At 57.0% G+C, this 25,911-nt stretch carries 22 protein-coding genes, 1 tRNA gene, 1 pseudogene and 2 riboswitches; of the genes and pseudogenes, 11 read left to right on the forward strand and 13 right to left on the reverse strand.

Annotation, left to right across the window (positions count from 1 at the left end):
* The first annotated feature begins 137 nt into the window (after positions 1–137).
* Both ACT3UQ_RS10680 and ACT3UQ_RS10685 read left to right on the forward strand, forming a co-directional pair.
* A complete protein-coding gene (locus ACT3UQ_RS10680; RefSeq protein ID WP_444619486.1) occupies positions 138–3,476 on the forward strand; it encodes a DEAD/DEAH box helicase in 3,339 nt (1,112 codons plus the stop codon).
* A gap of 222 nt (positions 3,477–3,698) precedes the next feature.
* Positions 3,699–3,923 carry a hypothetical protein gene (locus ACT3UQ_RS10685; RefSeq protein WP_141393625.1) on the forward strand — a complete coding sequence of 75 codons (225 nt, stop codon included), beginning with the start codon at positions 3,699–3,701 and terminating at the stop codon, positions 3,921–3,923.
* A gap of 84 nt (positions 3,924–4,007) precedes the next feature.
* On the opposite strand, the gene sucD is transcribed toward ACT3UQ_RS10685, so the two are convergent.
* From sucD to pcrA, 3 genes are all read right to left on the reverse strand, one after another.
* Complete coding sequence (gene sucD / locus ACT3UQ_RS10690) at positions 4,008–4,910, reverse strand: succinate--CoA ligase subunit alpha (RefSeq protein ID WP_096289183.1); 903 nt, start codon at positions 4,908–4,910, stop codon at positions 4,008–4,010.
* Positions 4,911–4,926: 16 nt separating this feature from the next.
* Positions 4,927–6,099, reverse strand: a complete 1,173-nt coding sequence (sucC, locus tag ACT3UQ_RS10695; protein WP_444619484.1) for an ADP-forming succinate--CoA ligase subunit beta — start codon at positions 6,097–6,099, stop codon at positions 4,927–4,929.
* 240 nt (positions 6,100–6,339) lie between these two features.
* Complete coding sequence (pcrA, locus tag ACT3UQ_RS10700) at positions 6,340–8,715, reverse strand: DNA helicase PcrA (protein ID WP_444637092.1); 2,376 nt, start codon at positions 8,713–8,715, stop codon at positions 6,340–6,342.
* A gap of 63 nt (positions 8,716–8,778) precedes the next feature.
* Between pcrA and ACT3UQ_RS10705 the strand changes: the two genes are divergently transcribed.
* Positions 8,779–9,432: a hypothetical protein gene (locus ACT3UQ_RS10705; protein ID WP_096289189.1), complete on the forward strand. Its 654-nt coding sequence runs from the start codon at positions 8,779–8,781 to the stop codon at positions 9,430–9,432.
* Between the two features lie 56 nt (positions 9,433–9,488).
* Positions 9,489–9,565 (forward strand) — tRNA-Arg (locus ACT3UQ_RS10710).
* Between the two features lie 67 nt (positions 9,566–9,632).
* Here the strand turns inward: ACT3UQ_RS10710 and ACT3UQ_RS10715 are convergent.
* Together ACT3UQ_RS10715 and ACT3UQ_RS10720 are read right to left on the reverse strand one after the other, a co-directional pair.
* On the reverse strand, positions 9,633–10,616 hold the full coding sequence (locus ACT3UQ_RS10715) for an ROK family protein (RefSeq protein WP_444615651.1): 984 nt from the start codon (positions 10,614–10,616) through the stop codon (positions 9,633–9,635).
* Positions 10,617–10,697: 81 nt separating this feature from the next.
* Positions 10,698–10,862 (reverse strand): annotated as a pseudogene (locus ACT3UQ_RS10720) (winged helix-turn-helix transcriptional regulator); the annotation flags it as partial.
* Positions 10,863–11,050: 188 nt separating this feature from the next.
* On the opposite strand from ACT3UQ_RS10720, the gene ACT3UQ_RS10725 reads away from it, so the two are divergent.
* Positions 11,051–11,464, forward strand: coding sequence for an NUDIX hydrolase (locus tag ACT3UQ_RS10725; RefSeq protein ID WP_176484314.1), 414 nt, complete (start codon positions 11,051–11,053; stop codon positions 11,462–11,464).
* Positions 11,465–11,598: 134 nt separating this feature from the next.
* Here the strand turns inward: ACT3UQ_RS10725 and ACT3UQ_RS10730 are convergent, their stop codons facing one another.
* From ACT3UQ_RS10730 to ACT3UQ_RS10750, 5 genes are all read right to left on the reverse strand, one after another.
* Entirely contained in the window at positions 11,599–13,476 is a 1,878-nt protein-coding gene (locus tag ACT3UQ_RS10730; RefSeq protein WP_444637093.1) for an ABC transporter ATP-binding protein, read from the reverse strand.
* Positions 13,477–13,543: 67 nt separating this feature from the next.
* Positions 13,544–14,038 (reverse strand): HNH endonuclease, encoded by a 495-nt coding sequence (locus ACT3UQ_RS10735; protein WP_105554213.1) that lies wholly within the window; start codon positions 14,036–14,038, stop codon positions 13,544–13,546.
* A gap of 225 nt (positions 14,039–14,263) precedes the next feature.
* On the reverse strand, positions 14,264–15,115 hold the full coding sequence (locus tag ACT3UQ_RS10740) for a C40 family peptidase (protein ID WP_444615639.1): 852 nt from the start codon (positions 15,113–15,115) through the stop codon (positions 14,264–14,266).
* A gap of 3 nt (positions 15,116–15,118) precedes the next feature.
* Positions 15,119–15,288, reverse strand: a riboswitch (cyclic di-AMP (ydaO/yuaA leader).
* 124 nt (positions 15,289–15,412) lie between these two features.
* Positions 15,413–16,444, reverse strand: a complete 1,032-nt coding sequence (locus ACT3UQ_RS10745; protein WP_444615638.1) for a M23 family metallopeptidase — start codon at positions 16,442–16,444, stop codon at positions 15,413–15,415.
* Positions 16,445–16,446: 2 nt separating this feature from the next.
* Positions 16,447–16,606: riboswitch (cyclic di-AMP (ydaO/yuaA leader) on the reverse strand.
* Positions 16,607–16,710: 104 nt separating this feature from the next.
* Positions 16,711–17,403, reverse strand: a complete 693-nt coding sequence (locus ACT3UQ_RS10750) for a metal-dependent transcriptional regulator (protein WP_096289201.1) — start codon at positions 17,401–17,403, stop codon at positions 16,711–16,713.
* Between the two features lie 261 nt (positions 17,404–17,664).
* On the opposite strand from ACT3UQ_RS10750, the gene serC reads away from it, so the two are divergent.
* Positions 17,665–18,786, forward strand: a complete 1,122-nt coding sequence (serC, locus tag ACT3UQ_RS10755) for a phosphoserine transaminase (RefSeq protein ID WP_444615637.1) — start codon at positions 17,665–17,667, stop codon at positions 18,784–18,786.
* Between the two features lie 86 nt (positions 18,787–18,872).
* Here serC and ACT3UQ_RS10760 read toward each other — a convergent pair whose 3' ends face one another.
* Positions 18,873–19,493, reverse strand: coding sequence for a DUF3027 domain-containing protein (locus ACT3UQ_RS10760; protein WP_096289205.1), 621 nt, complete (start codon positions 19,491–19,493; stop codon positions 18,873–18,875).
* A 3-nt stretch (positions 19,494–19,496) separates the two neighbouring features.
* Positions 19,497–19,880 (reverse strand): cold-shock protein, encoded by a 384-nt coding sequence (locus ACT3UQ_RS10765; protein ID WP_096289207.1) that lies wholly within the window; start codon positions 19,878–19,880, stop codon positions 19,497–19,499.
* Between the two features lie 244 nt (positions 19,881–20,124).
* Between ACT3UQ_RS10765 and ACT3UQ_RS10770 the strand changes: the two genes are divergently transcribed.
* From ACT3UQ_RS10770 to ACT3UQ_RS10790, 5 genes are all read left to right on the forward strand, one after another.
* Positions 20,125–20,343: a hypothetical protein gene (locus tag ACT3UQ_RS10770; RefSeq protein WP_141393626.1), complete on the forward strand. Its 219-nt coding sequence runs from the start codon at positions 20,125–20,127 to the stop codon at positions 20,341–20,343.
* 57 nt (positions 20,344–20,400) lie between these two features.
* Complete coding sequence (locus ACT3UQ_RS10775; RefSeq protein ID WP_096289209.1) at positions 20,401–21,108, forward strand: response regulator transcription factor; 708 nt, start codon at positions 20,401–20,403, stop codon at positions 21,106–21,108.
* A gap of 43 nt (positions 21,109–21,151) precedes the next feature.
* On the forward strand, positions 21,152–22,684 hold the full coding sequence (locus ACT3UQ_RS10780) for a sensor histidine kinase (protein WP_096289211.1): 1,533 nt from the start codon (positions 21,152–21,154) through the stop codon (positions 22,682–22,684).
* A 109-nt stretch (positions 22,685–22,793) separates the two neighbouring features.
* Positions 22,794–23,084 carry a WXG100 family type VII secretion target gene (locus ACT3UQ_RS10785; protein WP_096289213.1) on the forward strand — a complete coding sequence of 97 codons (291 nt, stop codon included), beginning with the start codon at positions 22,794–22,796 and terminating at the stop codon, positions 23,082–23,084.
* Positions 23,085–23,118: 34 nt separating this feature from the next.
* A complete protein-coding gene (locus ACT3UQ_RS10790) occupies positions 23,119–24,009 on the forward strand; it encodes a DUF4031 domain-containing protein (protein ID WP_096289215.1) in 891 nt (296 codons plus the stop codon).
* Positions 24,010–24,124: 115 nt separating this feature from the next.
* Here ACT3UQ_RS10790 and groL read toward each other — a convergent pair whose 3' ends face one another.
* Entirely contained in the window at positions 24,125–25,762 is a 1,638-nt protein-coding gene (gene groL, locus ACT3UQ_RS10795) for a chaperonin GroEL (protein WP_096289217.1), read from the reverse strand.
* Positions 25,763–25,911: the final 149 nt, after the last annotated feature.

Consider the following 25,911-nt stretch of genomic DNA (forward strand, 5'->3'; position numbering starts at 1 on the left):
ACCGCTCTGGCGGGGAGATAAGGCCACACATGAGACATGCATCTACGCTACCTTGAACACAAGTGATTATTCACAGTTAGCGTCCTCAACTTTCACCTACGCCCCGAACGTGAAACGATGAGAGGATGACTGATTCTGTGCCACCACTCATTGACGCAAGGCACCTACTGGCGTACTTGGGTGACGTTCCATTCTTCTTCGGGCAACAACTTGCCAAGAACGACGAATCAGTGACTGACGTCGCCTTTGATGAAACTGCGAGTGTCATCTCGGGTACCGTCCTCGAAGATGGTCAGAAGTTCTCCCCCACTCTCACGGTGATTCGCAGCGCTTCGGGCTGGTCCATCGACGTTTCGGACTGCAGCTGCGACAAAGGCTCGATCTGCCCGCATATCGCGGCGCTGTCGCTCACCGCCAATAAGATCGCCAAGCTGCCCCGCCCGGCGGTCGTTCAAGAGCAAAAGACCGTTACTGCTTGGTCCCAGCAAGTGAACACCTGGTTTGAAGAACCCGAGCCGGGGCCCGCAGACGGACTATTAGGGTCACCAAATGACCCGGTCGTGGCCATGGCCTTGCAATTCATGGTCTTTGATTCGAAAAATACCTCCCAGCAACAGCAGTGGATGCCTTCGGGAGCGGTCCCCCACCCGACGCGCAACAAACGCTTCCGTTTGGGTGTTCGCCCCATGGTGCGCAACTCCGAGGGACGCTGGGTTCGTGGACAGCTGCGCTGGACTACCATTGCGTTCAAGACCTACGGCTGGAATATGCTGCGCAATCAGCACCATTGGTTCACCCGTTTTGCTGCGCTAGCACGAAGCAACACTCAGCTGCAGTTTAAGGTCGACGAAGACTGGTTGTTCCTCGATGAGTATGCCTCGGATCTGCTCTGGCCAATGCTTGGCGAAGCTCAAGATCTTGGTATCGAACTGATTAGCACCCGCAATGAGACCAGCGTGAATATTGACCGCCAGTCCCGATTTGAGCTGCTCGCCGACCTCGGGCAGGACAATTCGCTCACCGTGGCTGGACATTTGAACATTGCAGGTCAGGGCCTAACACTCAACGCAGAGACTCCCAGTGGAACGATCGCGGACCACGGGTTCTACGTTGAGTTGGAAGCACCTGAACAAATCTGGTTGGCACCAAGTCAAGAGATAGTTCCCGCTCAGCACCGCCGCTGGTTTCAGAATCGCGAACCCTTGCAGGTTCCCGAAGATCAAATGCAGGACTTTTTCGCTGGTTCGTACGCGCGCCTTGCGCGTCGTTTCAATCTGCGCAGCATAAGCAAGGATCTGGTACTTCCCGCACTTGCCCCGCCGATGGTCCACGCCGAGGTGAAATTCATGCGTGAGGAAAAGGAAGATGGCAGCATCAAGGAATCTGCCACCATTGATTTCCAGATCCATTACCCGGGAGTGCCCAACGACCGCGAGGTCTATGACGCCCAGGCCGAAGATTCCTTGCGCAGCACGGTCAATGACGTCTTCGAGCGACACACAGGCACCAGCAACCACGACCTGGACTCGAAGTTCTTCTCCGGTGAACATATGATTGTATTTGTTTCGGAGCTGCTGCCGGCCCTGCATGGCCTGTCCGTCATGAAGATCACCGAAGAAGGCATCCGCCCGGTTTACCGTCAGCTACGTGAACTTCCACGGCTGAAGATCAACGCGGTGAGCCACGAACGCAACGACTGGCTTGATTTGGGCTTGCTGATCGCCGTAGGCGACCATGAAGTACCTTTCTCCACCATTCTCGAGGCGCTCACCAGCGGTGCCATGAAGGTCAAGCTTCCGGATAACACCTGGTTCTCACTGGATCACCCGTTATTTGCCAAGCTGAAGTCGCTGGTCGATGAGGCTCAGGCGCTGAATGACAAACCCAAGGATGCCGACCTGAAGCTCTCGGTCTTCCAGGTCTCGCTCTTCGATGAATTTGATGAGCTTGCCGAGGGAATCGAAGGCGCCGACCTATTTATCGGGCGCATGCGTTCGCTCCTGCGTGTGGCCGAAGGTGAAGAGGCCGATGTGCCCGATACGCTCAATGCCACCTTGCGCCCGTATCAGGTCGAGGGCTATCAATGGCTTGCGCGCCTGTACCGAGGCGGTTTTGGCGGCATTCTTGCCGACGACATGGGACTGGGAAAAACCCTGCAAACCATCGCGTTAATGCTTCACGCACGCAAACTCTGGGATGACCCGAAGCATGTGGCGCAGCTGCCGGCCGCTCAGCGGAACAGTGCCCCCTTCCTCGTCGTTGCTCCAAGCTCCGTTGTTTCCAACTGGGAGATGGAGATCAAACGGTTCGCTCCGAGCCTGAGCGTGATCACCGTTGAAGGTACCCTCGGTTCCGAACGCGAGCTGAACGAACTAGTGGCCAACTATGACGTCATCCTGACCACCTACACGCTGCTCCGGCTCAACGATGAGATGTACGAATCCCAGCGATTCGCTGGCCTGATCCTGGACGAGGCTCAATTCGTGAAGAATCGTTCGACCAAGGCCCATCGCAGCGCGGTGAATATCCAGACGAACTTCAAGCTGGCGGTCACCGGCACGCCAATGGAGAACAACCTCGCCGAGCTCGGCGCGCTGCTTTCGTTGACTTCTCCATCGCTGTTCATGAATACCAGCCGGTTCAACCGCCAGTTTGCCCGCCCCATTGAGGTGCTAGGCGATAAGGAAACCCTGAAGTTGCTGCAGCGCCGCGTGAAACCTTTCATGCTGCGCCGCACCAAGGAATCTGTCGTCTTGGATCTCCCCGCCAAGCAAGAACAGCAGGTCTTGGTGCGTCTGAGCGAAGAGCACCAGCATGTGTACGACACGCATCTGAACCGTGAGCGGCAGAAGATCTTGCACCTTGTTGAGGATCTGGACCGCAACCGCTTTACGATTTTCCAGTCGCTGACCCATCTGCGCATGCTTGCATTGGAACCTTCGCTGGTTGACCCGGAACTTGCCGAGATCCCGGGCTCTAAGTTGGAAGCACTCTTCGAACAGCTTGAGGATGTGCTCAGCGAACAGCACCGAGCCTTGGTATTCTCACAATTCACTTCCTACTTAAAGGTCCTTGCGGCAAAGTTGGAAGCACGAGGTATTCCGTACGTGTATCTGGACGGCAACACACGCAACCGTGCGAAGGTCATTGAGCAGTTCAAGGACGGGGAGGCACCGCTGTTCCTGATCTCGTTGAAGGCCGGTGGTTTTGGCTTGAACTTGACCGAAGCTGACTACTGCTTCTTACTTGATCCTTGGTGGAATCCTGCCGTAGAAGCGCAGGCGATCGACCGCACCCACCGAATCGGGCAGACCCGCCAGGTGATGGTTTACCGGATGATTGCCCAGGGCACCATCGAAGAAAAGGTTGTTGCTCTCCAAGAGTCCAAGCGGAAGCTGATCTCCACGGTTATGGACGAAGCCGATGGATTCTCCAAGGCTTTGACGGCTCAGGATATTCGCGGGCTGCTCGAATAACAGCTTTATTACATCTGCGCTGTTTGACGGGCTTTTACCAGCGAATCGCGCTATATTCAATATGTCTAGTTGCGTGTTCTCTGCCACACTGAGCGCAGGCAAAGAGGCAAGCCCCGGAGGTCTTCTCCGGTGGCACAACGCAAGATGAAGGCGGTTATAACCGTGTCCCTGATTAAATCGGAGACTCTGAGTACACCGAGTGACGACTGGATGAGCGCATCGGTGAGCACTGAACGAGATCGTGTGGTGATTGAAACCGAGCAGGAGCGTCTGTCTCTGGACAATGAGCGGCTCTTGGAAAAGGTCCGGCGAGTTATCGCTTCGCCGCTCGAGGAAATTTTCTATAACCCAAAACACCGGATGCTATTGATACCTGGTGCTTTCGCGGTCATCGGCTCCTCGTTCTTGAGGGTCGACACGGACGCAGCTGCTGGCCTACGCGGCTAGGACATAGTCCGAGTACAGGTAAAGCCCCACGGAATCGAAAACCGATGCCATGGGGCTTTTTCGCGTCTGCGAATTTCCTAAGGCTTAGAGAGCCGCGAAAACTTCGCGCAACAGGACGGCAGCCTCCGAAGGAGTCTTGCCTACCTTCACACCAGCAGCTTCGAGAGCTTCCTTCTTGGCCTGAGCGGTACCTGCCGAGCCGGAGACGATGGCGCCAGCGTGGCCCATGGTCTTGCCCTCAGGAGCGGTGAAGCCAGCCACGTAGCCAACAACTGGCTTGGTGACGTTGGCCTTGATGTAGTCGGCTGCGCGCTCTTCAGCGTCGCCGCCGATCTCGCCGATCATCACGATGGCCTTGGTCTCTGGGTCAGCTTCGAAAGCGGCCAGGGCGTCGATATGGGTGGTACCGATGACTGGGTCACCGCCGATGCCGATGGCGGTGGAGAAGCCCAGGTCACGCAGTTCGAACATCATCTGGTAAGTCAGGGTGCCGGACTTGGATACCAAGCCGATTGGGCCCTTCTTGGTGATGTTGTTCGGGGTAATGCCGACCAGTGCTTCACCTGGGGTGATGATGCCTGGGCAGTTAGGGCCGATGATCCGGGTGATCTGGTTTCCGTCGGCGTCAACCTTCGACTGCGCCAGCGCCCAGAACTCGGCCGAGTCCTGCACTGGAACACCTTCGGTGATGACTACGACGAGGCCAACCTCGGCCTCGATAGCTTCAACGACGGCGTCCTTGGTGAACTTAGGTGGCACGAAGACGATCGATACGTCTGCGCCGGTCTCGGCCTTGGCCTCAGCCACGGTGCCGTATACCTTGATGTCCTGGTCACCGTGGGTGACGGTGGTGCCAGCCTTGCGGGCGTTGACGCCGCCGACAATGTTGGTGCCAGCCTTGAGCATCAGGGCGGTGTGCTTGGTGCCTTCGCCGCCGGTGATGCCCTGGACGATGACCTTGGAGTCCTTGTTCAGGTAAATGCTCATTGTTCGCTTATCCCTCTTACTTCGCTGCGTTGGCGAGCTCGGCAGCCTTATCGGCGCCCTCATCCATGGTTGCTGCCAGGGTCACCAATGGGTGGTTGGCATCGGCCAGGATACGACGACCCTCTTCAACGTTGTTGCCATCGAGGCGAACAACCAGAGGCTTGTTGGCGGAATCGCCCAAAGTGTTCAGCGCGCCAACGATGCCGTTTGCGACTGCGTCACACGCGGTGATGCCACCGAAGACATTCACGAAGACTGATTTGACCTGTGGGTCGTTCAGGATGACGTCCAGGCCGTTGGCCATGACCTCGGCAGAGGCTCCACCGCCGATGTCTAGGAAGTTAGCTGGCTTCACGTTGCCGTGATTTTCGCCAGCGTAGGCCACAACGTCCAAGGTGGACATGACTAGACCTGCACCGTTGCCGATGATGCCTACTTCGCCGTCCAACTTGACGTAGTTCAGGCCTGCGTCTTTTGCCTTTGCTTCCAGCGGGTCGGCTGCGCCCTTGTCCTCAAGCTCTTCGTGAGCTGGGTGGCGAACCTCGGAAGCGTTCTCGTCAAGGGAAACCTTGCCATCCAGTGCAACGATGTCACCGGCACCGGTCTTCACCAGTGGGTTCACCTCAACGAGGGTGGCGTCTTCTTCCTTGAAAACTACCCAGAGCTTCTGGATGGTATCTGCGACCTTTGCGCGCAGTTCTTCAGGGAAATTGGCCTCGGCGACGATCTCAGCAGCCTTGGCAGCATCGATGCCTACCAATGGGTCAATGGCAACCTTTGCCAGTGCGTCCGGACGCTCGACTGCGAGCACCTCGATTTCCATGCCACCTTCTACCGAGCACATGGCCAGGTAGTTACGGTTTGCACGGTCCAACAGTACCGAGAAGTAGAATTCCTCGGCAATGTCGGCGCCCTGGGCGATCATGACCTTGTTGACGGTGTGGCCCTTGATGTCCATACCGAGAATGTTGGAAGCGTGCTCGAAAGCCTCATCTGCGGTCTTGGCAACCTTAACGCCGCCAGCCTTACCGCGGCCACCAACCTTGACCTGAGCCTTAACTACTACAACGCCGCCAATCTTCTCAGCTGCGGCCTTGGCTTCTTCCGGGGTGTAAGCGACGATACCGGCAAGCACGGGAACCCCGTGTGCCTCGAATAGATCGCGCGCCTGGTACTCATACAGGTCCACGGGTTTGTGTCCTTCGTTCGAAGTTCATGCTGACTCGCGGCATGGCCATAAATCGAAATCCATGCCACGCCCTAGAGAGCGCAACGTAACTATCGGCAGTCATACGGCGCCGTAGCCGTGCGCACCTCTCAGACTATCCCTACTTTTACAAACTTCCCACTTTTACAGGCTGTAGAGAACCGCTGGGCAGCCTGTCGACGGTTTCAAGAAACCTCAAAGCGCGCGCCAAAGAATCTCCGGTTAGTCAACCATTTCTAATGGCGCGTAACGCAATAGGAGCCGTTTTTCCGAGTCAGCAAATTGCACTTTTGCAACCGTCTTATCACCGACACCTTCGATCGCGATAACAACGCCCAAGCCAAAGCCAGAATGTTTCACGTTTTGGCCAACCTTTGGAATGACAATTTCTTTGTTCTGCTGCACGCGCTGCTTGGCCACCGGAGCTGCGTTATGCCCACGAGATGCAAAATTCGAAGCATTGCCGGCACCCCAATGAGATCCACGGTCATACCGACTCGTGGCGAAATTCACCGTTCCGTTACTCGCACCCCACCCCGCAGGCGTGCCTCCTTCCCGCTTCCAGTCCAACAGGTGGGAAGGAATTTCGTCGAGAAACTGACTCGCAGGGTTATATTGCGACTGTCCCCACAAGCTACGCTGTTCGGCTCGCGTCAGGTACAACCGTTCCCTAGCCCGAGTAAGCCCCACATACGCTAAACGTCGCTCCTCGGCCAATTCCTTCTCGTCCGTCATGGAACGCTGGTGCGGAAAGACTCCGTGTTCCATGCCGGTCAGGAACACCACCGGGAATTCCAGCCCTTTCGCGGTGTGCAGCGTCATTAGCGTGACCACACCTTCACGAGCCGCCATTTCTGCGCCTTCGCTATCTGTAGGCGCCTCGGGAATCTGATCTGCGTCGGCCACCAACGCCACGCGCTCCAAGAACCCTTCCAGGCCCCCCTCCGGCTCATCAATCACATAGTCGCGGACCACCGCAACGAGCTCAGCAAGGTTTTCTACCCGGGACTCATCCTGCGGATCACTCGACGCTCGAAGAACTTCGAGGTATCCGGTCTGCTCCAGTACCGCTTCCAGCGCTTCGGCCGGGCCGGAGCCTTCTGCAACAGTCTTCAAATCGTCCATCAAGGACACAAAAGCTGCGGTCATCTTGATGCCACGAGTGCCTAGACCTGGGGCTTCATCGGAACGGCGCAACGCTTCCATAAATGAGATCCGGTCGCGTTCGGCTAGCGCTGCTACCGCTCCTTCGGCTCGGTCGCCGATGCCGCGTTTGGGCTCGTTGAGGATGCGGCGAACGTTAATGTCGTCTTCGGGATTCACCAAGGCTCGCAAATAAGACAGCGCATCTTTGATTTCCTTGCGGTCGTAGAATCGGGTGCCGCCAACCACCCGGTACTTTAAATCAACGCGCATGAGCTGCTCTTCGAGCGCTCGGGACTGTGCGTTGGTGCGATAGAAAATGGCTACATCGCCCGGTCGCACGTCTTCTTCGTCATTGAGCCGAAGGATCTCCTCCGCGATCCAGCGCGCCTCGTCCCCCTCGGATTCTCCCACGTAACCGGTGATCTGGTCGCCGTCCCCGCTGGCCGTCCAAAGGCGTTTGTCGTTGCGGTCCGGGTTGCGTTTGATCACTTCGTTCGCTGCCGAGAGGATGTTCTGGGTGGAACGGTAGTTCTGTTCGAGTTTGATCGTCGCGGCGTCTGCGTAATCCTTTTCGAATTCCACAATATTGCGAATATCCGCTCCACGAAACGCATAAATCGACTGATCAGAGTCGCCGACTACCGTTAGTTCTCCCGGCCGGGTCAGCCCATCGGGTCCGGTTAATTCTCGGACTAAGGAGTACTGCGCGTGGTTCGTATCCTGATACTCGTCAATCAACACGTGGCGGAAGCGACGGCGATAGTTGTCCGCCACCGCTGGGAAGGCCCGAAACATGTAAACGACCTGCCCAATCAGGTCGTCAAAGTCCATCGCATTCGCCGCGCGCAGCCGTCGGGTATAGCCTCGATAGACCTCTGCCACGGACCGCGCGAATGGATCATTGGTGTTCATGGTGGAGGCGAAATCTTCTTCGTCGATAAGTTCGTTCTTCAACGACGAGATCTTGTGGGCGATGGCCTTGGGCGTGAACCGCTTCGGATCAATATCCAACCCCTTGGCAATAAGCGTAATCAAGCGCAGGGAGTCGGCCGAATCATAGATCGAGAAGTTCGACTTCAAACCGATAGTTGCAGCCTCACGGCGCAGAATGCGTACGCAGGAGGAGTGGAAGGTGGAGATCCACATCTTTTTTGCCTGATCTTCACCGATCTGTTCGGAAGCGCGCTCACGCATTTCCGCAGCGGCTTTGTTGGTGAAGGTGATAGCAAGAATTTCGTGCGGTCGGGCCCGTCCGGTAGCTAGCAAATACGCAATGCGATGAGTCAGCACGCGGGTCTTACCAGAACCAGCACCAGCAATGATCAAGAGCGGGCCGCCGTGATAACGAACTGCCTTGTCTTGCTGTTCGTTCATCCCCAGCAACAGTTCTTCGGGCGTCGGTAAAGTGCGCTGTGCCGGCTCCGCGGCGAAGTCATCGTTAAGGAAATCCATGGTAATGCCAGTCTACGTGGGCTCTGCGACGGTTTCGCAGACCTACCCGGCATAATGGAAGGTATGGCAAAGAACGTTAAGAAAAGCAAAGAGTATCGCAAGCCAGCGCATTTCCAGGATGAGCAGGCCAAGAAGCTCGGTCAAGGACTGCGGGATTCTGCGCAACAACGTGAATCTACTTCCAATCCGATGCTGTTGATCTCGGCAGGGTTGGTCACGTGCGTGTTCCTCTTTGTGTACTACCACCTGCTCACGATGCACCAGATGACCGACCTCAGTAACGGGTTATCCATGCCAGATCAGCGCGTCTTCGGCTACACGGTTTCGGATATCGAAGCGCTACGTGCAGCCATGGATTCGGATGCCACCGGACAGCTAAATTACCTTCACAAGACCGCCGGACTGCTGTTCCCGTTGCTGACCGGGCTGTTTTCCATGCTGATCTTCATTCGCTGGATTCCCAACCGTCAGATGCGTTGGCTGGCGTGGCTGGCACCCTTGCTGTTTGCGGTGACCGACTTGTGGGAGAACTTTGCCATTGATTCGCTCTTCGGCGCGGAACTCAACGAAAGCACCGTCGTGCTCGCTTCAATCCTGACCACGATCCGGTGGGCCACGCTTTTCATCACGGCCGCGCTAGTCTTTGGCTTGGCGGCTCGTCGTGCGAACAAAGCGATGATTAAGAAAATGGCTGAGATTCGACAGCATTCATCCTGACAAATTCATCATCAACTTCCTAGTAGGATAGTGTTGATGGCGCGCCTAGCGCCTGCGCCCCTGTAGCTCAGTAGGATAGAGCGACCCTCTCCTAAAGGGTAGGCCGTCGGTTCGATTCCGGCCAGGGGCACCAATAAAAAGTTGAGGTCCCGCTTCTACCGGAGCGGGACCTCAACTTTATATTGATCATGTCGAACGACTTACCGCAGTAGCAGTGCGGTAGCCTTCGGCGAGAGCGAGGCATCCATGACGACGCACGCGCCACCGATGGCGCCAACCTGCGAGCCAAGGCTCGAGGTGCGGGTACCGACCTCGTGGACTGCACGTAGCCCGAAGCGACGCTGAACGGCTTCATCGACTTCATCAGCGACGAGCTCGCGAACCTTGTCCCACTGTGGACCGCCGAAGACGATCTCGCGGACGTCCAGCGCATTGGCCAGCTGTCCGGCGACTTCACCCACCCGAATCATCGATTCAATGATCAGTTCCTTGGCGACGGCGTTGCCTTCCAGCGCAAGTTCGGTCAGACGGTTGATACCCTCGGAGCGCTGCTCCGGGCCCATGATTTCATAGGCCGGCAGTTCCAGCCCGCGTTCCTTAGCCTGGGCAGCCATGAACTCGTAGGAGGTGCCTGCAGCCAAGCAATCGTCGGCACCGCACTCTTCGCATGCGACGGCCTTGCGTCCGGTGGAGTAATGCCCAATTTCACCAGCGTTGTTGCTCGAACCGTGGTGGACTTCGCCGTCGATCACGATACCTGCACCGAAGCCGTGGCCGCAGTATACGAAGACGAAATCATCTGATTTCTCTTCCTTGGACTGCCAAAGCTCACCGACCGCAGATGCGATGGTGTCCTTTTCGATGATTACCTGCAAGCGCAGCAGCTTACGTAGTGGGTTGACCAGCTCTACATCTGCCCAGCCATCGAGCAGCGGTGGGTTGAGCACCACACCGTCTTCGACGTTAACCGGTCCGGGTACGGCAATGCCGACACCGACGATGTGCTTTTTCGGCACGCGAATCTCGGAAATCAATTCCTTGACCGTGTCTGCCATCAGCTGGATGGTCTCCGTGGCTACTTCGAGATTCGGTACATCGATACTGCGCTCACGCAATACTTCGCCGCGCAGGTTCATGGCCACGAAGGTCAGCACGCTTGGGTCAAGATGGATGCCGATGGACACTAATCGGTTTCCCTCTAGCTCCAGAACGGTTCTCGGCTTACCTGGACCGGACACAATGGTTCGGTCTTCGCGAACGATGCCATCGTCAAGAAGACGACGCACGACGTTTGAAATTGTCTGTGGTGAAAGTCCAGTCGAACCTGCGAGCTCCACACGGCTGATGCCGTCCGGGGCTCGTCGGATGGACTCAAGGATAACCGCCTGGTTAAAATCGCCAAGGCGGCCTAAGTTTGTTCCCCGTCGCATTAAAGCTCCATAGATCTATAAATTTGATGGATCGATCTCTCTATTCCAACATCCGGCCAAGACGTCGTCGTACGATCTGAAACTGCGAGTTCTCTAATCACGACGTTACTCAACTAAAAACGTTGGAGATCCAATAATGCACGTTACCATTCGTCACGAGTTTTCACACGCGATATTGTGTTTTGGTGATGAAAAATTTAACTATCTCGGCAGCGTGTTTAATCAACGATCAGGGACAAATTCTTCTTGTTCGGAAGCGTGGGACTTCAAAATTCATGCAACCCGGCGGAAAACCAGAAAAGGGCGAGACACCCTTAGAGACCGTGATGCGCGAGGTACATGAGGAATTAGGAGTGAAGTTCGAGGAAAAAGACTTTGCAGAGTACGGCCAATGGCTTGGACCGGCGGCCAACGAAGCAGACACCTCGATACAAGCCTATTTGTTCGGCGCAAGATTTAATGGTTCCCCCAAACCACTAGCCGAACTCGAAGAGCTAATGTGGATCCACCCCCACGAAGCCCTATTGCGTGATGACATCGCCCCACTATTACGCCAGCACGTATTGCCTACCCTTCTTGCTCGGAGAAACGCACCCCACTAATGAGCAGATATGCAGAAAAGTTTGTCACGTGGCTATGAGGGCCGACCTCGAACTATTTTCAATGGTGTCCGCGGCCGGCTCTCTGGTATCGCCACGAGTTCCGCATAGCGCAGGAGCATGGCGCAAAAACTGCTTTAGTTACGATCCGGTTCCTGGACCGAATTGAACTGAGTTTCATAGAACTTTGAGTACGCGCCTTGTTTGCTTAGCAAGCTCTGATGCGTTCCACGTTCAACGATTCGTCCACCGTCGATCACCAAGATTTGATCCGCTTGCCGGATCGTTGAAAGCCGATGGGCAATGACCAATGCCGTGCGGTTTTCCAGCGCTTGGGACAGCGCCAGTTGCACAGCAAGTTCGCTGCGTGAATCCAAAGCCGCAGTTGCTTCGTCGAGAATGACCAGCCCCGGATTGGCCAGAATCATCCGGGCGATCGTCATGCGTTGGCGTTCTCCGCCAGATAGCCGGTATCCGCGTTCCCCAACCACCGTGGCAAGCCCGTCCGGGAGGGTCTCGATTTGGGTCCGCAACTGCGCGTCTTCCAATGCCGCCCATAATTGCTCTTCGCTGGCGCCAGGGTTTGCCAGCAACAAATTAGAGCGTACGGTCTCGTGCAACAGGTGCCCGTCTTGGGTGACCATTCCCAGTTCTCCATATAGGGATTTGAGGGTGATATCACGCAGGTCGTGTCCGTTGAGCGTGATAGCACCGCCACGCACGTCGTAGAGCCGTGCGAGTAGCTGCGCGATGGTCGATTTACCAGCGCCGGAAGAGCCAACCAACGCGACGGTGTGACCGGGCTGAATCTCGAAGGAAATATCGTGGAGAATCTCCTCGCCACCGCGTTTATCTAGCACCGCAGTATCTTCCAGCGAAGCTAGTGAAACTTCCTCGGCACTGGGGTAAGCGAAGTTCACCTTATCGAATTTCACTGCCACAGGTTCTGCTGGAAGCGCTATCGCGTTCGGAGCGTCTTTGATCAGCGGTTCAAGGTCTAGCACCTCAAACACCCTGTCGAAGCTAACTAGCGCACTGGTGATCTCCACGCGGGCGTTAGCAAGTCCCGTAAGCGGCGTATACAGGCGGATAATGAGCATCCCGAGTACTACCACGTCACCTGCCGCCATCTCGCCACGCAAGGCATAGAATCCGCCCAGTCCGTACACAAGGGCCAACGACAGCGCCGCGACCAGCCCCAGCACCGTCACAAATGCGAATTGCCGCATGGTCATCTTGATGCCGATGTCGCGTACTCGCGCAGCCCGCAAACCGAATTGCTCGGATTCTTCATTGGGACGCCCGTAGAGTTTGATCAGCGTAGCGCCTGGTGCCGAGAATCGTTCGGTCATCTGGGTGCTCATTGAAGCGTTCAGGTCTGCCGACTCCTTGCGCAGCCCAGCAAGAGACTTTCCGAAGCGTCTTGCCGGCAGCAGGAACAGCGGGAAAAGGACCAGCGCCAGGATCGTGACCTGCCAGGAGGTAGTGAGCATGACGATAGCGGTCAGGATCAGTGCAACGGCATTTGAAACGATTCCGGACAAGGTTCCTGCGAAAGCCGCTTGAGCGCCGATAACATCTGAATTGAGCCGGGAGGTCAGTGCTCCGGTGCGGGTTCGTGCGAAAAACGCGATGGGCATCTTCTGCACATGGTCAAATACCTTGGTGCGAAGATCAAAGATGATTTGCTCACCGAGGTTAGAGGACTGCCAGCGTACGAGCATCGCGAATATTGAATCGAAAACGGCGACTATCACCATAACGATCGCCAAGTTCCGCACGGTCTCCCAGCTGCCTTGCGCCACGATTGCGTCAACGACTCGTCCGGCAAGCACCGGAGTGATGACAGCGATTGCCGCTGACAATACAGAGAAAATCACGAAGACTATCAGACGTGCTTTATAGCTGAGTGCGAAGTCAAAAACCCGCCGCGGGGTCTTTGGACGATATGCACGTCGCTGTTCGCTCTTTGAGAGCTGCCACAGCGTACTCCACGCCGCGCCTTCCATACTCACGAGTTACCTCCGTGATTTGTTCAGATTAGTACTAACGTCTCAACATCTCACGGAGACCGATTATTTCCTAGCTGGCATGAAGGTATTGAGCCCATGAAGAATCAATATGGTCAAGTCCGGAAACCAGGTGCCCTCCCACCCGTGGCTGATGCGGCGTGAGCAACAATTGCCATCCCAATTGCGAGAGCATTTTGTCGGCCTTACGGCTGTTGCACGACAAGCAGGCCGCCACGAGGTTCTCCCAGGTGTTCTGCCCGCCTCTGCTGCGCGGGATTACGTGGTCGATGGTGTTGGCGGTCTTTCCGCAGTAGGCGCAGCGGAAGTGGTCTCTACGAAGAACGCCCCTACGGGTCACATGGTTCATGTTCCTGTAGGGGCGTCGCACATATCGTTTTAACACGATCACGGTGGGGCGCGGTAAGTCTCCGTGCGAGCTGCGCACGGGTGACTCATGATCTTGCAAAATGATTGTTGCTTTTTCGGCAAGCACAAGGAGCAAGGCGCGACGGAAAGTCACCACCGCTAATGGCTCATAACCTGCGTTCAAAACCAACGTTCTCATTCGCATACTTCCTTTAATGAGCTTGTGTGCATCACTAGAAGTTGATGACGACGAGCTCGTCGCAGTTAGTTCTCTTGCCGTTAGCCTATGCGATATATTGCCGATTTGGCTTCAAGATTAGGAAGATATTCGCTGATTTTCATCGCGAAGTAGCCCGTAGTTCACCCGGTTAAACGACCATTGGCCACCGAACATTACGTTCGATGGCCAATGGGAGCAGGCTGCTTAGCCAGCTAGAGTGTAGTAACCGTACATCGGGTTGCGGCTCACCGAGTGGATCATGGTATCCACGGTTGGGTTCTGCGCGCCGATCATCTGGCCCCCACCTAGGTAGATGCCTACGTGGCCGCCACCGTTCTGGAACACCAAGTCGCCCGGCTTCGGGCTGCTGGTGCGCTTGAACTGGCCGGATCCGAGGATCGCGGAGGTGCCACGAGCAATGTTGATGCCGTGCTGCGCGTAGACGTACTTCACGAAGCCAGAGCAGTCCCAGCCGCTGGGAGTATTTCCGCCCCAGACGTATGGAACACCCGAGTACTTCGAAGCCGTAGCTGCGATACCGGTGAGGTTCTTGCTCGGGACCGAGGATTCCTGCTTGGTGGATTCCTTCTTGGTCTCAGTTGGCGCGCTCTGCTGGCCATTGCCGCCGCGGTTCTGGCGGGTCATTGGTGCCATGGAGTCCGAGCTGCCCGAAGAATCGGAGTTGCCCGAGTTTTCGCGAGTGGTTGGCTCGATATCATCAGCGACAGCGATAACGACCGGCTCGGGCTTTGGCTCAGCAGTGAAGCTGGCGCGCTCGATCTCGACGTTATCCGCCTTCTTGGTGGATACCTTGACTGCCTTGACAGCAACGCGTTCCGGGTTGATCGTGTCAACCGGGGAAGCTGATACGTCACGTGGGGCGGTTGCCTGACCTGGTACGCCCAGGGTGACGATCAGACCGGACGCAGCAGCAACAACGGCTGCCTGACGTCCGACCGAGCCTGCATTCGAGGACACTGCCTGCGAAATGCTAGCAAGTGGGTTGGTACGTGCTGCTGGGGCGCGGTGGCGTCCCGGCGCTTGACGCTTGGTCACAATAAAGCCTCTCCTTGATACCTACGAGGTAAGCTGTCGGGTTCGAAGTGGAGTTACCTCGGTGGAGTTGAAGTTTCCTTCTCTTCCACTTAACCCCTAGGGTTGTTAGCCAAAACTAACGACCCGATGTTGGTTCCCCCGTCACTGCCGTACGAGTTGTGTATAACTGCTCATTGCGCGTTGGCAGTGCTCGGTTCGCACGCAATGTTGCTCAAGGATTCCCCTTGGCACGCTGTTTAGCCTATAGGACTATCTTTCAAATGTCACGTTTTGATCACGGTAAGGTGACGAACGTCGTTATAACCAGCCGGCAGGGTCTTTGAATTGGCCGTCGACAATTACTTCGAAATGCACATGCGGCCCGGTGGAATTACCGGTGCTACCGGCCAAAGCGATGACATCGCCGCGCTTGACGGTGTCGCCCACGTTGACTAGTAGTTGCGAGTTGTGGCTGTACCCGGTTTCCAGGCCGTTTCCATGGGCCAAGGTGACCCGCTGACCGGAATGACCTGCCCATCCGGAGACTGTGACCTTGCCCGATGCTGCGGCGTAAACTTTTGTGCCGCTCGGCACACCGTAATCTGTGCCACTGTGAATCATGAAGCCGGCGCCGGTTGGGTTCTTGCGGTGCCCGAAACTTGAGGTGATGCGGTTACTGTCCACCGGACGCTCGAGCAATCCACCGGTCGAACCGACCTTCTGAATGTCCCCACCGGAAGCGGTGAGGATTTCAGAGAGCTTCTCTTCGTTGGCCACCTTGGGGTTGATGTCGGACTTCAAAGCCGCACGCTGCACATCTAAGCCAGCATCGCTTGGAGCCTTAACATCGACCACTGCGGAAGTTGCGGTGCGCTGCGCACCCGCTACCACCGGACCCTCTTCAGGCACGGCGCTACTGAGCTGCGGAGAAACCGCAGCTAGTGCCAAACCCGATACCGCCGCAACGGCAGCGATCTTGTGGGTAAACCCAAGTCGTGAAGTCTTTTTTGGTGAAGCACGAAGGCTCTGAACGAGCTCTTCATTACTTGCTACTACGCCTTCAGGTGCAACAACGGGCTTTGCTGTAGGTAGGGCAATGACGTTTCCGTCAACATCCTGGGTAGCAAGAGTTTTCTGCGTTGGCGCAATGCCGTAACGCTGACCAGACTCAAAGCGGCGCCCGACATAATCGGCGCAAAGCGGCTCTGGAACTGCTACTGCTTCGACAGCGGCTGCGCGTGATGCGCGGCGGCCAACGGATCGTTCTGTGGCGGCCGCTGCGATCTCAGTGATCGCATCGATCTCGACGTCTGCGGCACGGCGTCGACCCGTCGTCCTGGTTTCTGCCAAAACATTCCTCTCATATCTACACCTGCGAAGTTAGCTGTCGGGTTCGGCCCTGAGATTGGTCCGGTCCTGCCTGTTGGCATGACTTCACCCCAAGACGAAGTATTCGTCGAATGAGTGGGTTCCCCGCTATTGCCCTTAAAAATCATTTCGCATCCAAGAGGCAGGACAATACTCGGCGTTTGCACTCTTGGAATCGGCACCAGTTAAACCACTGGCGCCCTTTGATAACCCTACCGTTCGATCGGAAAAGTTACAATTTCGTTACCTTATTTAGTGCGTACGAAAACGTGCGCACTGACTTCGACTGGCAGTTCTAGCGCACCTTCGACACCTTGCACGCGAACCACGACGTAGTCATCTGCGCGCTCTAAGCTAACGATCGCACCGGGCCGAATTCCGCCTTCATTCAGTTGTCCGAGCAGGATTGGGTCGGTCTGGATCGGCTCTGCGAGACGCTCAATGGCCACCGGGCCAATGTTTCCGGAGAGCAACGCGTTATCTAGATTCTCGACCTCATGTGAGATTTCGGTTACTTTGGGCCCCCCAAGGACTTCAAGCCCAGGAATTGGGTTGCCGTACGGAGAGACCGTGGGCTTGCCCAGCAGGTCGTATAAACGTCGCTCTACACGCTCGCTCATCACGTGTTCCCAGCGGCACGCCTCGTCATGGACATATTCCCATTCAAGACCGATCATGTCCGATAGCAAGCGTTCGGCCAGTCGGTGCTTGCGCATCACGCCTGTTGCTAGTTCGTGACCCTTCTCGGTTAAGGCAAGGTGACGGTCGGTAGAAACCACAACCAGACCATCGCGTTCCATTCGAGCGACTGTCTGCGACACTGTGGGGCCAGAATGCCCCAGACGTTCTGCGATTCGCGCGCGCAAAGCCACGATCTCCTCTTCTTGAAGCTCAAGAATGGTACGCAGGTACATCTCGGTTGTATCAATTAGGTCAGACACGTTAGCCACTCCTGGAAGTCACAACAGTTAGGTTCGCATAAGAAATCGGAACGTCAGTATGCAACTCTACTTGGTATAGCCACAATCCCAGCGACGGCCTCGTAGTTTGCATGTCGTAACCGACGGTCTCGTTTTTCTCTCATCTCCCGCAGTTTGCGAAGATGTTAACTGAAACGTCTTAACTATCCTGAACTATTCCTTCGCGCTCGCGATCAGTCGGGAAGTCAGCACCTTCAATCAAAACGCTATTAGAGGAGCGAGATGAGCACCGGCATCAACATTCCAAGGAACCTTCTGCCCGCCGACGGAAGATTCGGCGCAGGACCATCCAAGATTCGCCCCGAGCAAATTCAGGCAATCGCCGACGCAGGTGCCGACCTATTAGGCACCTCCCACCGTCAGGCGCCGGTCAAGAACCTGGTTGCCTCCGTGCAGGATGGCTTGAAGGAAATGTTTAGCGCACCTGAGGGTTACGAGGTGCTTCTGGGAGTTGGCGGCGCCACCGCTTTCTGGGACGCCGCAGCATTCTCCCTAGTACGCAATAAAGCTCAGCACTTGTCCTTTGGTGAATTCGGCTCGAAGTTTGCCAACGCTACCGACAAGGCCCCCTTCCTTGCGGCCTCCTCGATTATCACCTCCGAGCCTGGTTCGGTTCCGAGCCCGGTTGCCGAAGCTGACGTGGATCTCTATGCCTGGCCGCACAATGAAACCTCCACCGGCTCCGCTGCCCCGGTCAAGCGCGTTCCGGGTGCCAACGAAGATTCACTGATCGTCGTTGATGCAACGAGCGCCGCCGGCGGCTTGGATGTAGATTTGTCGCAGACCGACGTGTACTACTTTGCCCCGCAGAAGAACTTTGCTTCCGACGGTGGCCTCTGGGTTGCGTTCGCCTCCCCCGCAGCAATTGCGCGCATCGAGGAGATCGCAGCGACCGATCGCTGGATCCCAGACTTCTTGAATCTGAAGACTGCGCTGGATAACTCGCTGAAGAACCAGACCTACAACACACCGTCATTGACCACCTTGGTGACCCTCGATGCGCAGATCAAGTGGATCAACTCCAATGGCGGCCTGAAGTGGGCAGCGGCTCGCACCGCCGAGTCAGCTGGCCAGATTTACGCGTGGGCCGAGGCCTCAAAGGTTGCCACGGCATATGTAGCCAACCCGGATCACCGCTCAAACGTTATCGCCACGATCGACTTCGACGATTCGGTGGACGCCACGGAAATCTCCAAGGCGCTGCGCGCCAACGGCGTGGTGGATGTTGAGCCATACCGCAAGCTCGGCCGAAACCAGCTGCGTATCGCGACCTTCGTGGCTATCGATCCGAGTGATGTCGCGGCGCTGTTGAAGAGCATTGATTATGTCATCGAGCAGCTCTAAATTCTGATCGAGCAAAAGCGATCCGCGGCTTCACCCCATTGGGGCGAAACCGCGGATCGCTTTTTCTTTTCTTAAGCCTTGTTTCGCTAGCTTTCCTTGCGTGACCGGTTACGCTGGGCTGCGCGGCGACGAGCCGCCGTGCGTTGCGCGGTGCGTCGGCGACGCACCTGACGGCGTGCAGGGGTTTTGATTCCCTGTTCGGACGTCGCCTCCGGTTCGCCGGTTGCTTCGTGTTCGTCTGTGGCAGTGGTCGACTCCGTCAAGTCCTCCTGGGTTTCGTTCCCAGCAGGTTCGGCAGCGGTGTTCTCTGCGCCGGAGTTCTCAGTTGCGGTCGCACTAGGGCCGGGTTCATCCTTGGGCTCATTGGCCTCGGCTTCCGCCGCCTCGATTTCTTCTTTGACTAAGCGCTCAGCCCACGGGACCCACGCCGGTGCAAGGAGTGCGTCTTCACCGGCAACTATGCCAGCTTCGCAAACGGTTAGATCTTTAGCTTTTGCTCGTGGCACCCGTGCGATTGTCGCGAACCAAGTCCAGCCCCGATAGCCCCTTTTCTGGGAGACAAATCGATGGGTGACTAATCGTTCACCTTCGGGCGTGGCTCCGAGATACTCACCGATCTCCGTTTCTGCCGCGATCTCGATGAGTGCGTTGCGCGCAACATCAACCGCTTCCGCGAGGGTGGTGTCTAACTTGGGTTTACGGGCCATTATTTAAACGTCCAGATCATCGGCTACCGCGCGTAGCACGGTAGCAACCTTTTTGCCGTGTGCTTGTTCAGGATATCGCCCCTTGCGCAAGGTGTTGGATACCTGATCAAGAACCTTGATCAGGTCTTCGATCATTGCAGCTTGCTGTTCGGGGTTCTTCCGTTTGGCGCGAGCCACCGACGGAGCTTCCTCTAAGATGCGCAGGCTCAGTGCCTGAGGACCCCGGCGGCCTTCGGCCACGCCAAACTCCAGGCGTGTGCCCGGGCGTAGATCATGAACGCCTTCCGGCAGCGCCGCGGCGTTCACGTAAATCTCTTTACCATCTTCGGTGGTAATGAATCCGAAGCCCTTGGCCTTTTCGTACCACTTAACCTTGCCGCTAGGCATGATCCCTTACCTCGTTCGTTTCTCGTGCTGCAGCGCATATCAGTGCAACTAATTTACTTCACGCTACGCCTTTTCATATCTCCGGATCCATGGAGCATTCATCCGGGTCGTGCATTTACTTCTACCGGGTGCTCAACGTACGGATTCGAATTAAGTCGAATACCTTAGATTATGACACCTTGAGGCCCGCAACTTCACCTTGAGTCACGGCGGCTGCATTAGAAGCGCTGTATCGTTAATAGCCGTGAGCGCTTCATCGATTACCTTGACCGTCATTTCCCGCACCGCAATTACACTCGCGGTCCTCTCGGCATTGTCCCTCGCGGCGGTCCTCGTGTTGTATTTCAAGGAAATTTCAATCCCGCCGATCATCATGGCATTCGGCGTTTTCGGCTTGCCTCTCGCCTTCATCCTGGCCGGCGTGGTCATCATCGGTAACATCCGAAAACGCCGCAACGGCTAGCCCTCTCTCCCAGACGGCTCTCAGTCGACTCCCAGTCTTCGCGTGCACACTGGGTTTATGAGTGCAAAAACCCCAGAGGCCAAACTCCTTGTCGTGGATGACGAACCAAATATCCGCGAACTTCTATCAACTTCCCTGCGATTCGCCGGTTTCCAAGTGGTCGCCGCAGCCAACGGCCGCGAGGCTCTCGCAGCCGTCGAAGCAGAAGAACCAGATCTCGCGGTTTTGGACGTCATGCTTCCAGACATGGACGGCTTCACCATCACCCGCAAGCTACGCGCTGCCGGTCGGCACTTCCCCGTGCTGTTCCTGACTGCTCGCGATGACACCAGCGACAAGGTCACTGGATTGACTGTCGGCGGCGATGATTACGTGACCAAGCCCTTTAGCCTCGATGAAGTTGTCGCCCGCATTCGTGCGGTGCTACGCCGCACCGCGACGGGCGAAGAAGAGAACGCCACCATCGTGGTCGCCGACCTAGAACTTGATGACGACGCACATGAGGTGCGGCGAGCAGGCGAGGTCATTGATCTATCTCCTACCGAATTCAAGCTGCTGCGCTACCTGATGATGAATCCGAACCGCGTACTGTCCAAGTCGCAAATCCTGGACCATGTCTGGGAGTACGACTTCAACGGCGACGCTTCGATCGTTGAATCATACATTTCCTATCTGCGTCGCAAGGTTGACCGCCCCGAGTGGCCTGCCCTGATTCAGACCAAGCGCGGCGTCGGTTACCTGATGCGCACCCCGGACCGCCGCTAGGGCCGATGCCGCTTGGCGGCCCAAGGGATTGTAAAGTCATTACATGCAGGCATTTAGAACGCTGTGGCGTCGCACTTCGTTGCGCACCAAATTGGTGATGCTGATGTGCGCGCTGATGATCTGCGGCGTCGGCGCCACAGCGTTCGGCTCCGCACACACACTTCGCATCTCGATGACCAACCAGATCGATGATCAGCTCAACGTTGCTGGCCCCACCATGGGCTTTGGCCTGAACAAGGCCTACCAGTATTCCTTGGACAATGATCAATCTGGCAGAAACGCTGGCATCGATTCAACGTTGCTGGGGTTGAACCGCTCCTATGCGGACATTCGAGATATAAACGGCAAGATCGTCTACATCATGCCTCGAAGCCGGGTTACCCCCGGTAACACCAGTGACACTCCTCTACTCGCCCCAACGCAAATGGCGGAGCTGGCTAAGACACCATGGGCACCGGTAACCATTCCGGGCATCCACTCCGGCTCGGCCGGCTGGCGTGCCATGATCGTTCCGCTGCCTACCAGCGAGATGAATGTTTTCATTGCGCTTCCGTTGGAAAACGTTAATGACACGGTTCAAAAGACCGCTATCCTCGTCTTATCTACCGGCCTGTTGGCGACCTTGCTCATGTCAATGATCGCCTACGGATTAACCTCCCGGTCATTGCTTCCGCTGATCCGCGTTGAACGCACCGCAGCCATGATTGCCGAGGGAGATCTGTCCCAGCGTGTACGCAATTATCCGCCGGAGACCGAAGTCGGCAGACTCTCCCGCTCCTTGAACGCAATGCTTGCACAGATCGAGCGGGCCTTCCGCGACCGTGAGGCCTCGGAAAACAAAATGCGTCGCTTTATCCAAGACGCCTCTCATGAGCTGCGCACCCCCCTGGTGACCATCCAAGGCTATTCGGAGTTCTACCGTCATGGGGGACTTGCCGACTCCGAAGCTCTGGATTCAGCTATGGGACGTATCGAAGCCGAATCCAAACGCATGGCTCACCTGGTCGAAGACCTGCTTATGCTGGCCCGGCTCGATGAGCAGCGCCCCCTCGAAAAGCAATCGGTCGACCTGCTGGTACTCGGACAGGACGCCGCCGAGGACACCAAGGTCCGAGCGCCACTACGCAAAGTTACCTTGGTCGGATTGGACACCAAGTATCCTTCTCCAGCCAGCACGGTCGGCGATGACGCGCGCATCCGCCAGGTCATTGCCAATTTGATCACCAACGCACTGCGCTACACCCCCGAAGACTCAGCTATCGAGATCGCCGTGGGAGTTCGTTCTCTCGTGGCAGGTGCCATGGATGCGGTGCTCGAGATTCGAGATCACGGACCGGGCATTCCAGAGGATGACGCAAACCGTATCTTCGAGCGCTTCTACCGCACCGATAGCTCGCGTCAACGCGAAACCGGCGGCTCGGGCCTGGGGCTGGCGATCGTCGCCGCGATCGTCCAGCAGCACGGCGGTTCGGTTGCGCTGAGCGAAACTCCTGGCGGGGGCGCAACCATGGCCATCTGCCTGCCCTATGTGCCGATGCAGGAGCCGCGTGACCACGAGCAGCAGGACGAGGACTAGAACCCGCGTTTATGTTGTCCACAGTATGTGGGAGCTTCGCGCTGCGCTTGTGCTGCCCGCCCTATGGTGATCTCATCTATCGGATCTCCCCGTAAGGCAGGATCACCCCATGAGTACCTTTTCAACCAACACCGGCGAAATGCAGGTCAAGTCGCAGGCGGTCATGAACACCATCGACAGGTTGCGCTCCGAAGTTTCCACGATGCAGATGAATCTGGATCAGCTTCAAAGCACCTGGCAGGGTTCGGCCGCCGCTTCCTTCCAGTCGATTGTGGCCGAATGGCGCAGCACTCACGTACGCATCGAAGAGGCCTTGAGCAGCATCGCAACGGCGCTAAACCATGCGTCCATGCAGTATGAAGAAGTCGAACAGGTCAACACCTCGCTGTTCCGCTACTGAGCCGTTGGAGCGGGTCCCTCGGTACGCTTAGATCATGAGCATACTGATCGACCCGCCACGCTGGCCCGCTCACGGGACACTCTTTTCCCATTTAGTCTCCGACACCTCGCTGCTGGAGCTGCACCAGTTCGCCAGCCGCATGGGCATCCGGCAGAGAGCCTTCGACAGGGACCACTATGATGTGCCGCAGGAACGCTACGAAGAGTTCGTGGCGGCCGGAGCCCAGGAAGTCTCTGGTAGCGACTTGGTCCGCGCCTTAGTCCATTCCGGACTTCGGATCCCTGCCCGGTTCCGCCCCGAACGGCTCAATCCCGCATTGCTGAAACGGTGGGAGCGGACCTTGCCCGGGCAACGGGCCATGGCTGAGGATTTATTGCTTCGCTGGAGCCAGAAGCACCGCCGCTATCACGATCGAGTACACCTGCTCGCGGTCCTTGAGTCATTGGACTGGCTCTGCGGCACACAGGTTGAGGCGCAGGATCGGCAAATATTGGAGTTGGCTGCTTGGTTTCATGATGCCGTCTACGATGGCACCGCCGAGGACGAAAAAGATTCTGCAAACTTAGCAGCGCGCAGCTTGCATGGGCTGATTACCGATAGGGCTCTTGCCAAGGTTCAACAATTGATTCTGCTGACCATCGAGCATCGACCTGCCGAAGGCGATCTGCTCGGAGCGTTGCTCAGCGACGCAGACCTAGAGGTTTTGGCACGACCAGCCAAGGCCTATCAACGCTATGCCCAAGCTATCCGGGACGAATACGATCATGTGCCGGCAGCAGACTTTGCCCGAGGCCGAGCAAGCATTCTTCGTGAGCTCCTGCGAAAAGACCGGCTGTATTGCACCGCGTCTGCTCAGGAACGCTGGGAAAAACAAGCACGGGCGAACCTTGAGGCCGAGCTTGACCGACTCCACGTGCAAGCCTGAGAACGCTCAAACGCACTCTGCTTGCCGGTTAACGACCCGAGGGCCTGCTTCGTGGTGAAGCAAGCCCTCGGGTTCAGGTTGTCCTGCGAGACAGGTGCCTGGGAAGTACGGAAGCTTAGAAGCCGCCCATTCCGCCCATGCCACCCATGTCGTCGCCACCTGGCATGGCAGCGCCAGCAGGAGCTGGCTTATCTGCAACGACTGCCTCGGTGGTGAGGAACAGACCTGCGATAGATGCAGCGTTCTGCAGGGCCGAACGAGTCACCTTCACTGGGTCATTGACGCCGGCTTCCAGCAGGTCAACGTACTGACCGGTGGCAGCGTTCAGGCCGTGGCCAGCTGGCAGGCCCTTGACCTTGTCGGCGACTACGCCTGGCTCCATGCCGGCGTTCAGTGCGATCTGCTTCAGTGGTGCTTCGATGCCAACACGAACAATGTTCGCGCCGGTGGCTTCGTCGCCTTCCAACTCAAGCTTGGCGAATGCTGCGGCGCCTGCCTGAATCAGAGCCACGCCACCACCGGCGACGATGCCCTCTTCAACAGCTGCCTTAGCGTTACGCACAGCATCTTCGATGCGGTGCTTGCGCTCCTTGAGCTCCACCTCGGTTGCGGCGCCGGCCTTCAGCACAGCGACACCACCGGAAAGCTTTGCGTGGCGCTCCTGCAGCTTCTCGCGGTCGTAGTCCGAATCGGTGTTCTTGATTTCGGCTGCGATCTGCGCCTTGCGGCCCTCGATAGCGTCGGCGTCGCCGCCGCCTTCAACGATGGTGGTCTCGTCCTTGGTGATAACGACCTTGCGGGCGGTACCCAGAACTTCGAGGCCAACGGTGTCCAACGACAGGCCGATTTCCTCGGAAACAACCTGGCCACCGGTCAGCAGTGCGATGTCGGTCAGCATTGCCTTGCGACGATCGCCGAAGCCTGGAGCCTTGACGGCTACAGACTTGAACAGGCCACGGATCTTGTTCAGGATCAGGGTGGCCAGTGCTTCGCCCTCTACGTCTTCGGCGATGATCAGCAGCGACTTGTTCGACTGCATGACCTTCTCCAGCAAGGAAACCATATCCTTGACCGAGGAGATCTTCGAGTTGACGATCAGGATGTAAGGGTCTTCCAGCACGGTCTCCTGACGCTCAGCGTCGGTGACGAAATATGCGGAAATGTAGCCCTTGTCGAAGCGCATGCCCTCGGCCAGCTCCAGCTCAAGGCCGAAGGTGTTGGACTCTTCTACGGTGATAACGCCCTGCTCGCCAACCTTGTCCAGTGCTTCGGCGATCAGTGCGCCGATTTCTGGATCGCCAGCGGAGATCGAAGCGGTAGCAGCGATCTGCTCCTTGGATTCGATCTTCTTAGCAGCGGTGAACAGCTCGGCGGTGACGGCTTCTACAGCCTTGTCGATGCCGCGGCGTAGCGCGATTGGGTCGGCGCCGGCAGCAACGTTGCGCAGGCCTTCCTTGACCAGAGCCTGAGCGAGCACGGTAGCGGTGGTGGTACCGTCACCGGCGACGTCGTCAGTCTTCTTGGCAACTTCCTTGACGAGCTCGGCACCGATCTTCTCGTATGGATCCTCGAGCTCGATTTCCTTGGCGATGGACACACCGTCGTTGGTGATAGTGGGTGCGCCCCACTTCTTCTCCAAAACAACGTTGCGGCCGCGTGGGCCCAAGGTCACCTTAACGGCGTCCGCCAGAATGTTCAGGCCGCGCTCAAGTCCGCGGCGTGCTTCCTCGTCAAATGCAATCATCTTGGCCATAGTGGCTTTCGGTCCTTTCGGGGACGATTTTGCGAAAATGCAACCGACAGACAGCGCCCGCGACGGACGAGCACACCGTTGCCGGCATCGGGCCGACAATTCGGATTAGCTCTCGCTATCTGAGGTATTCTTCACGCTCCGTGCGTTGA

Source organism: Glutamicibacter sp. AOP12-B1-11 (assembly GCF_052379245.1).
Lineage (GTDB): Bacteria > Actinomycetota > Actinomycetes > Actinomycetales > Micrococcaceae > Glutamicibacter.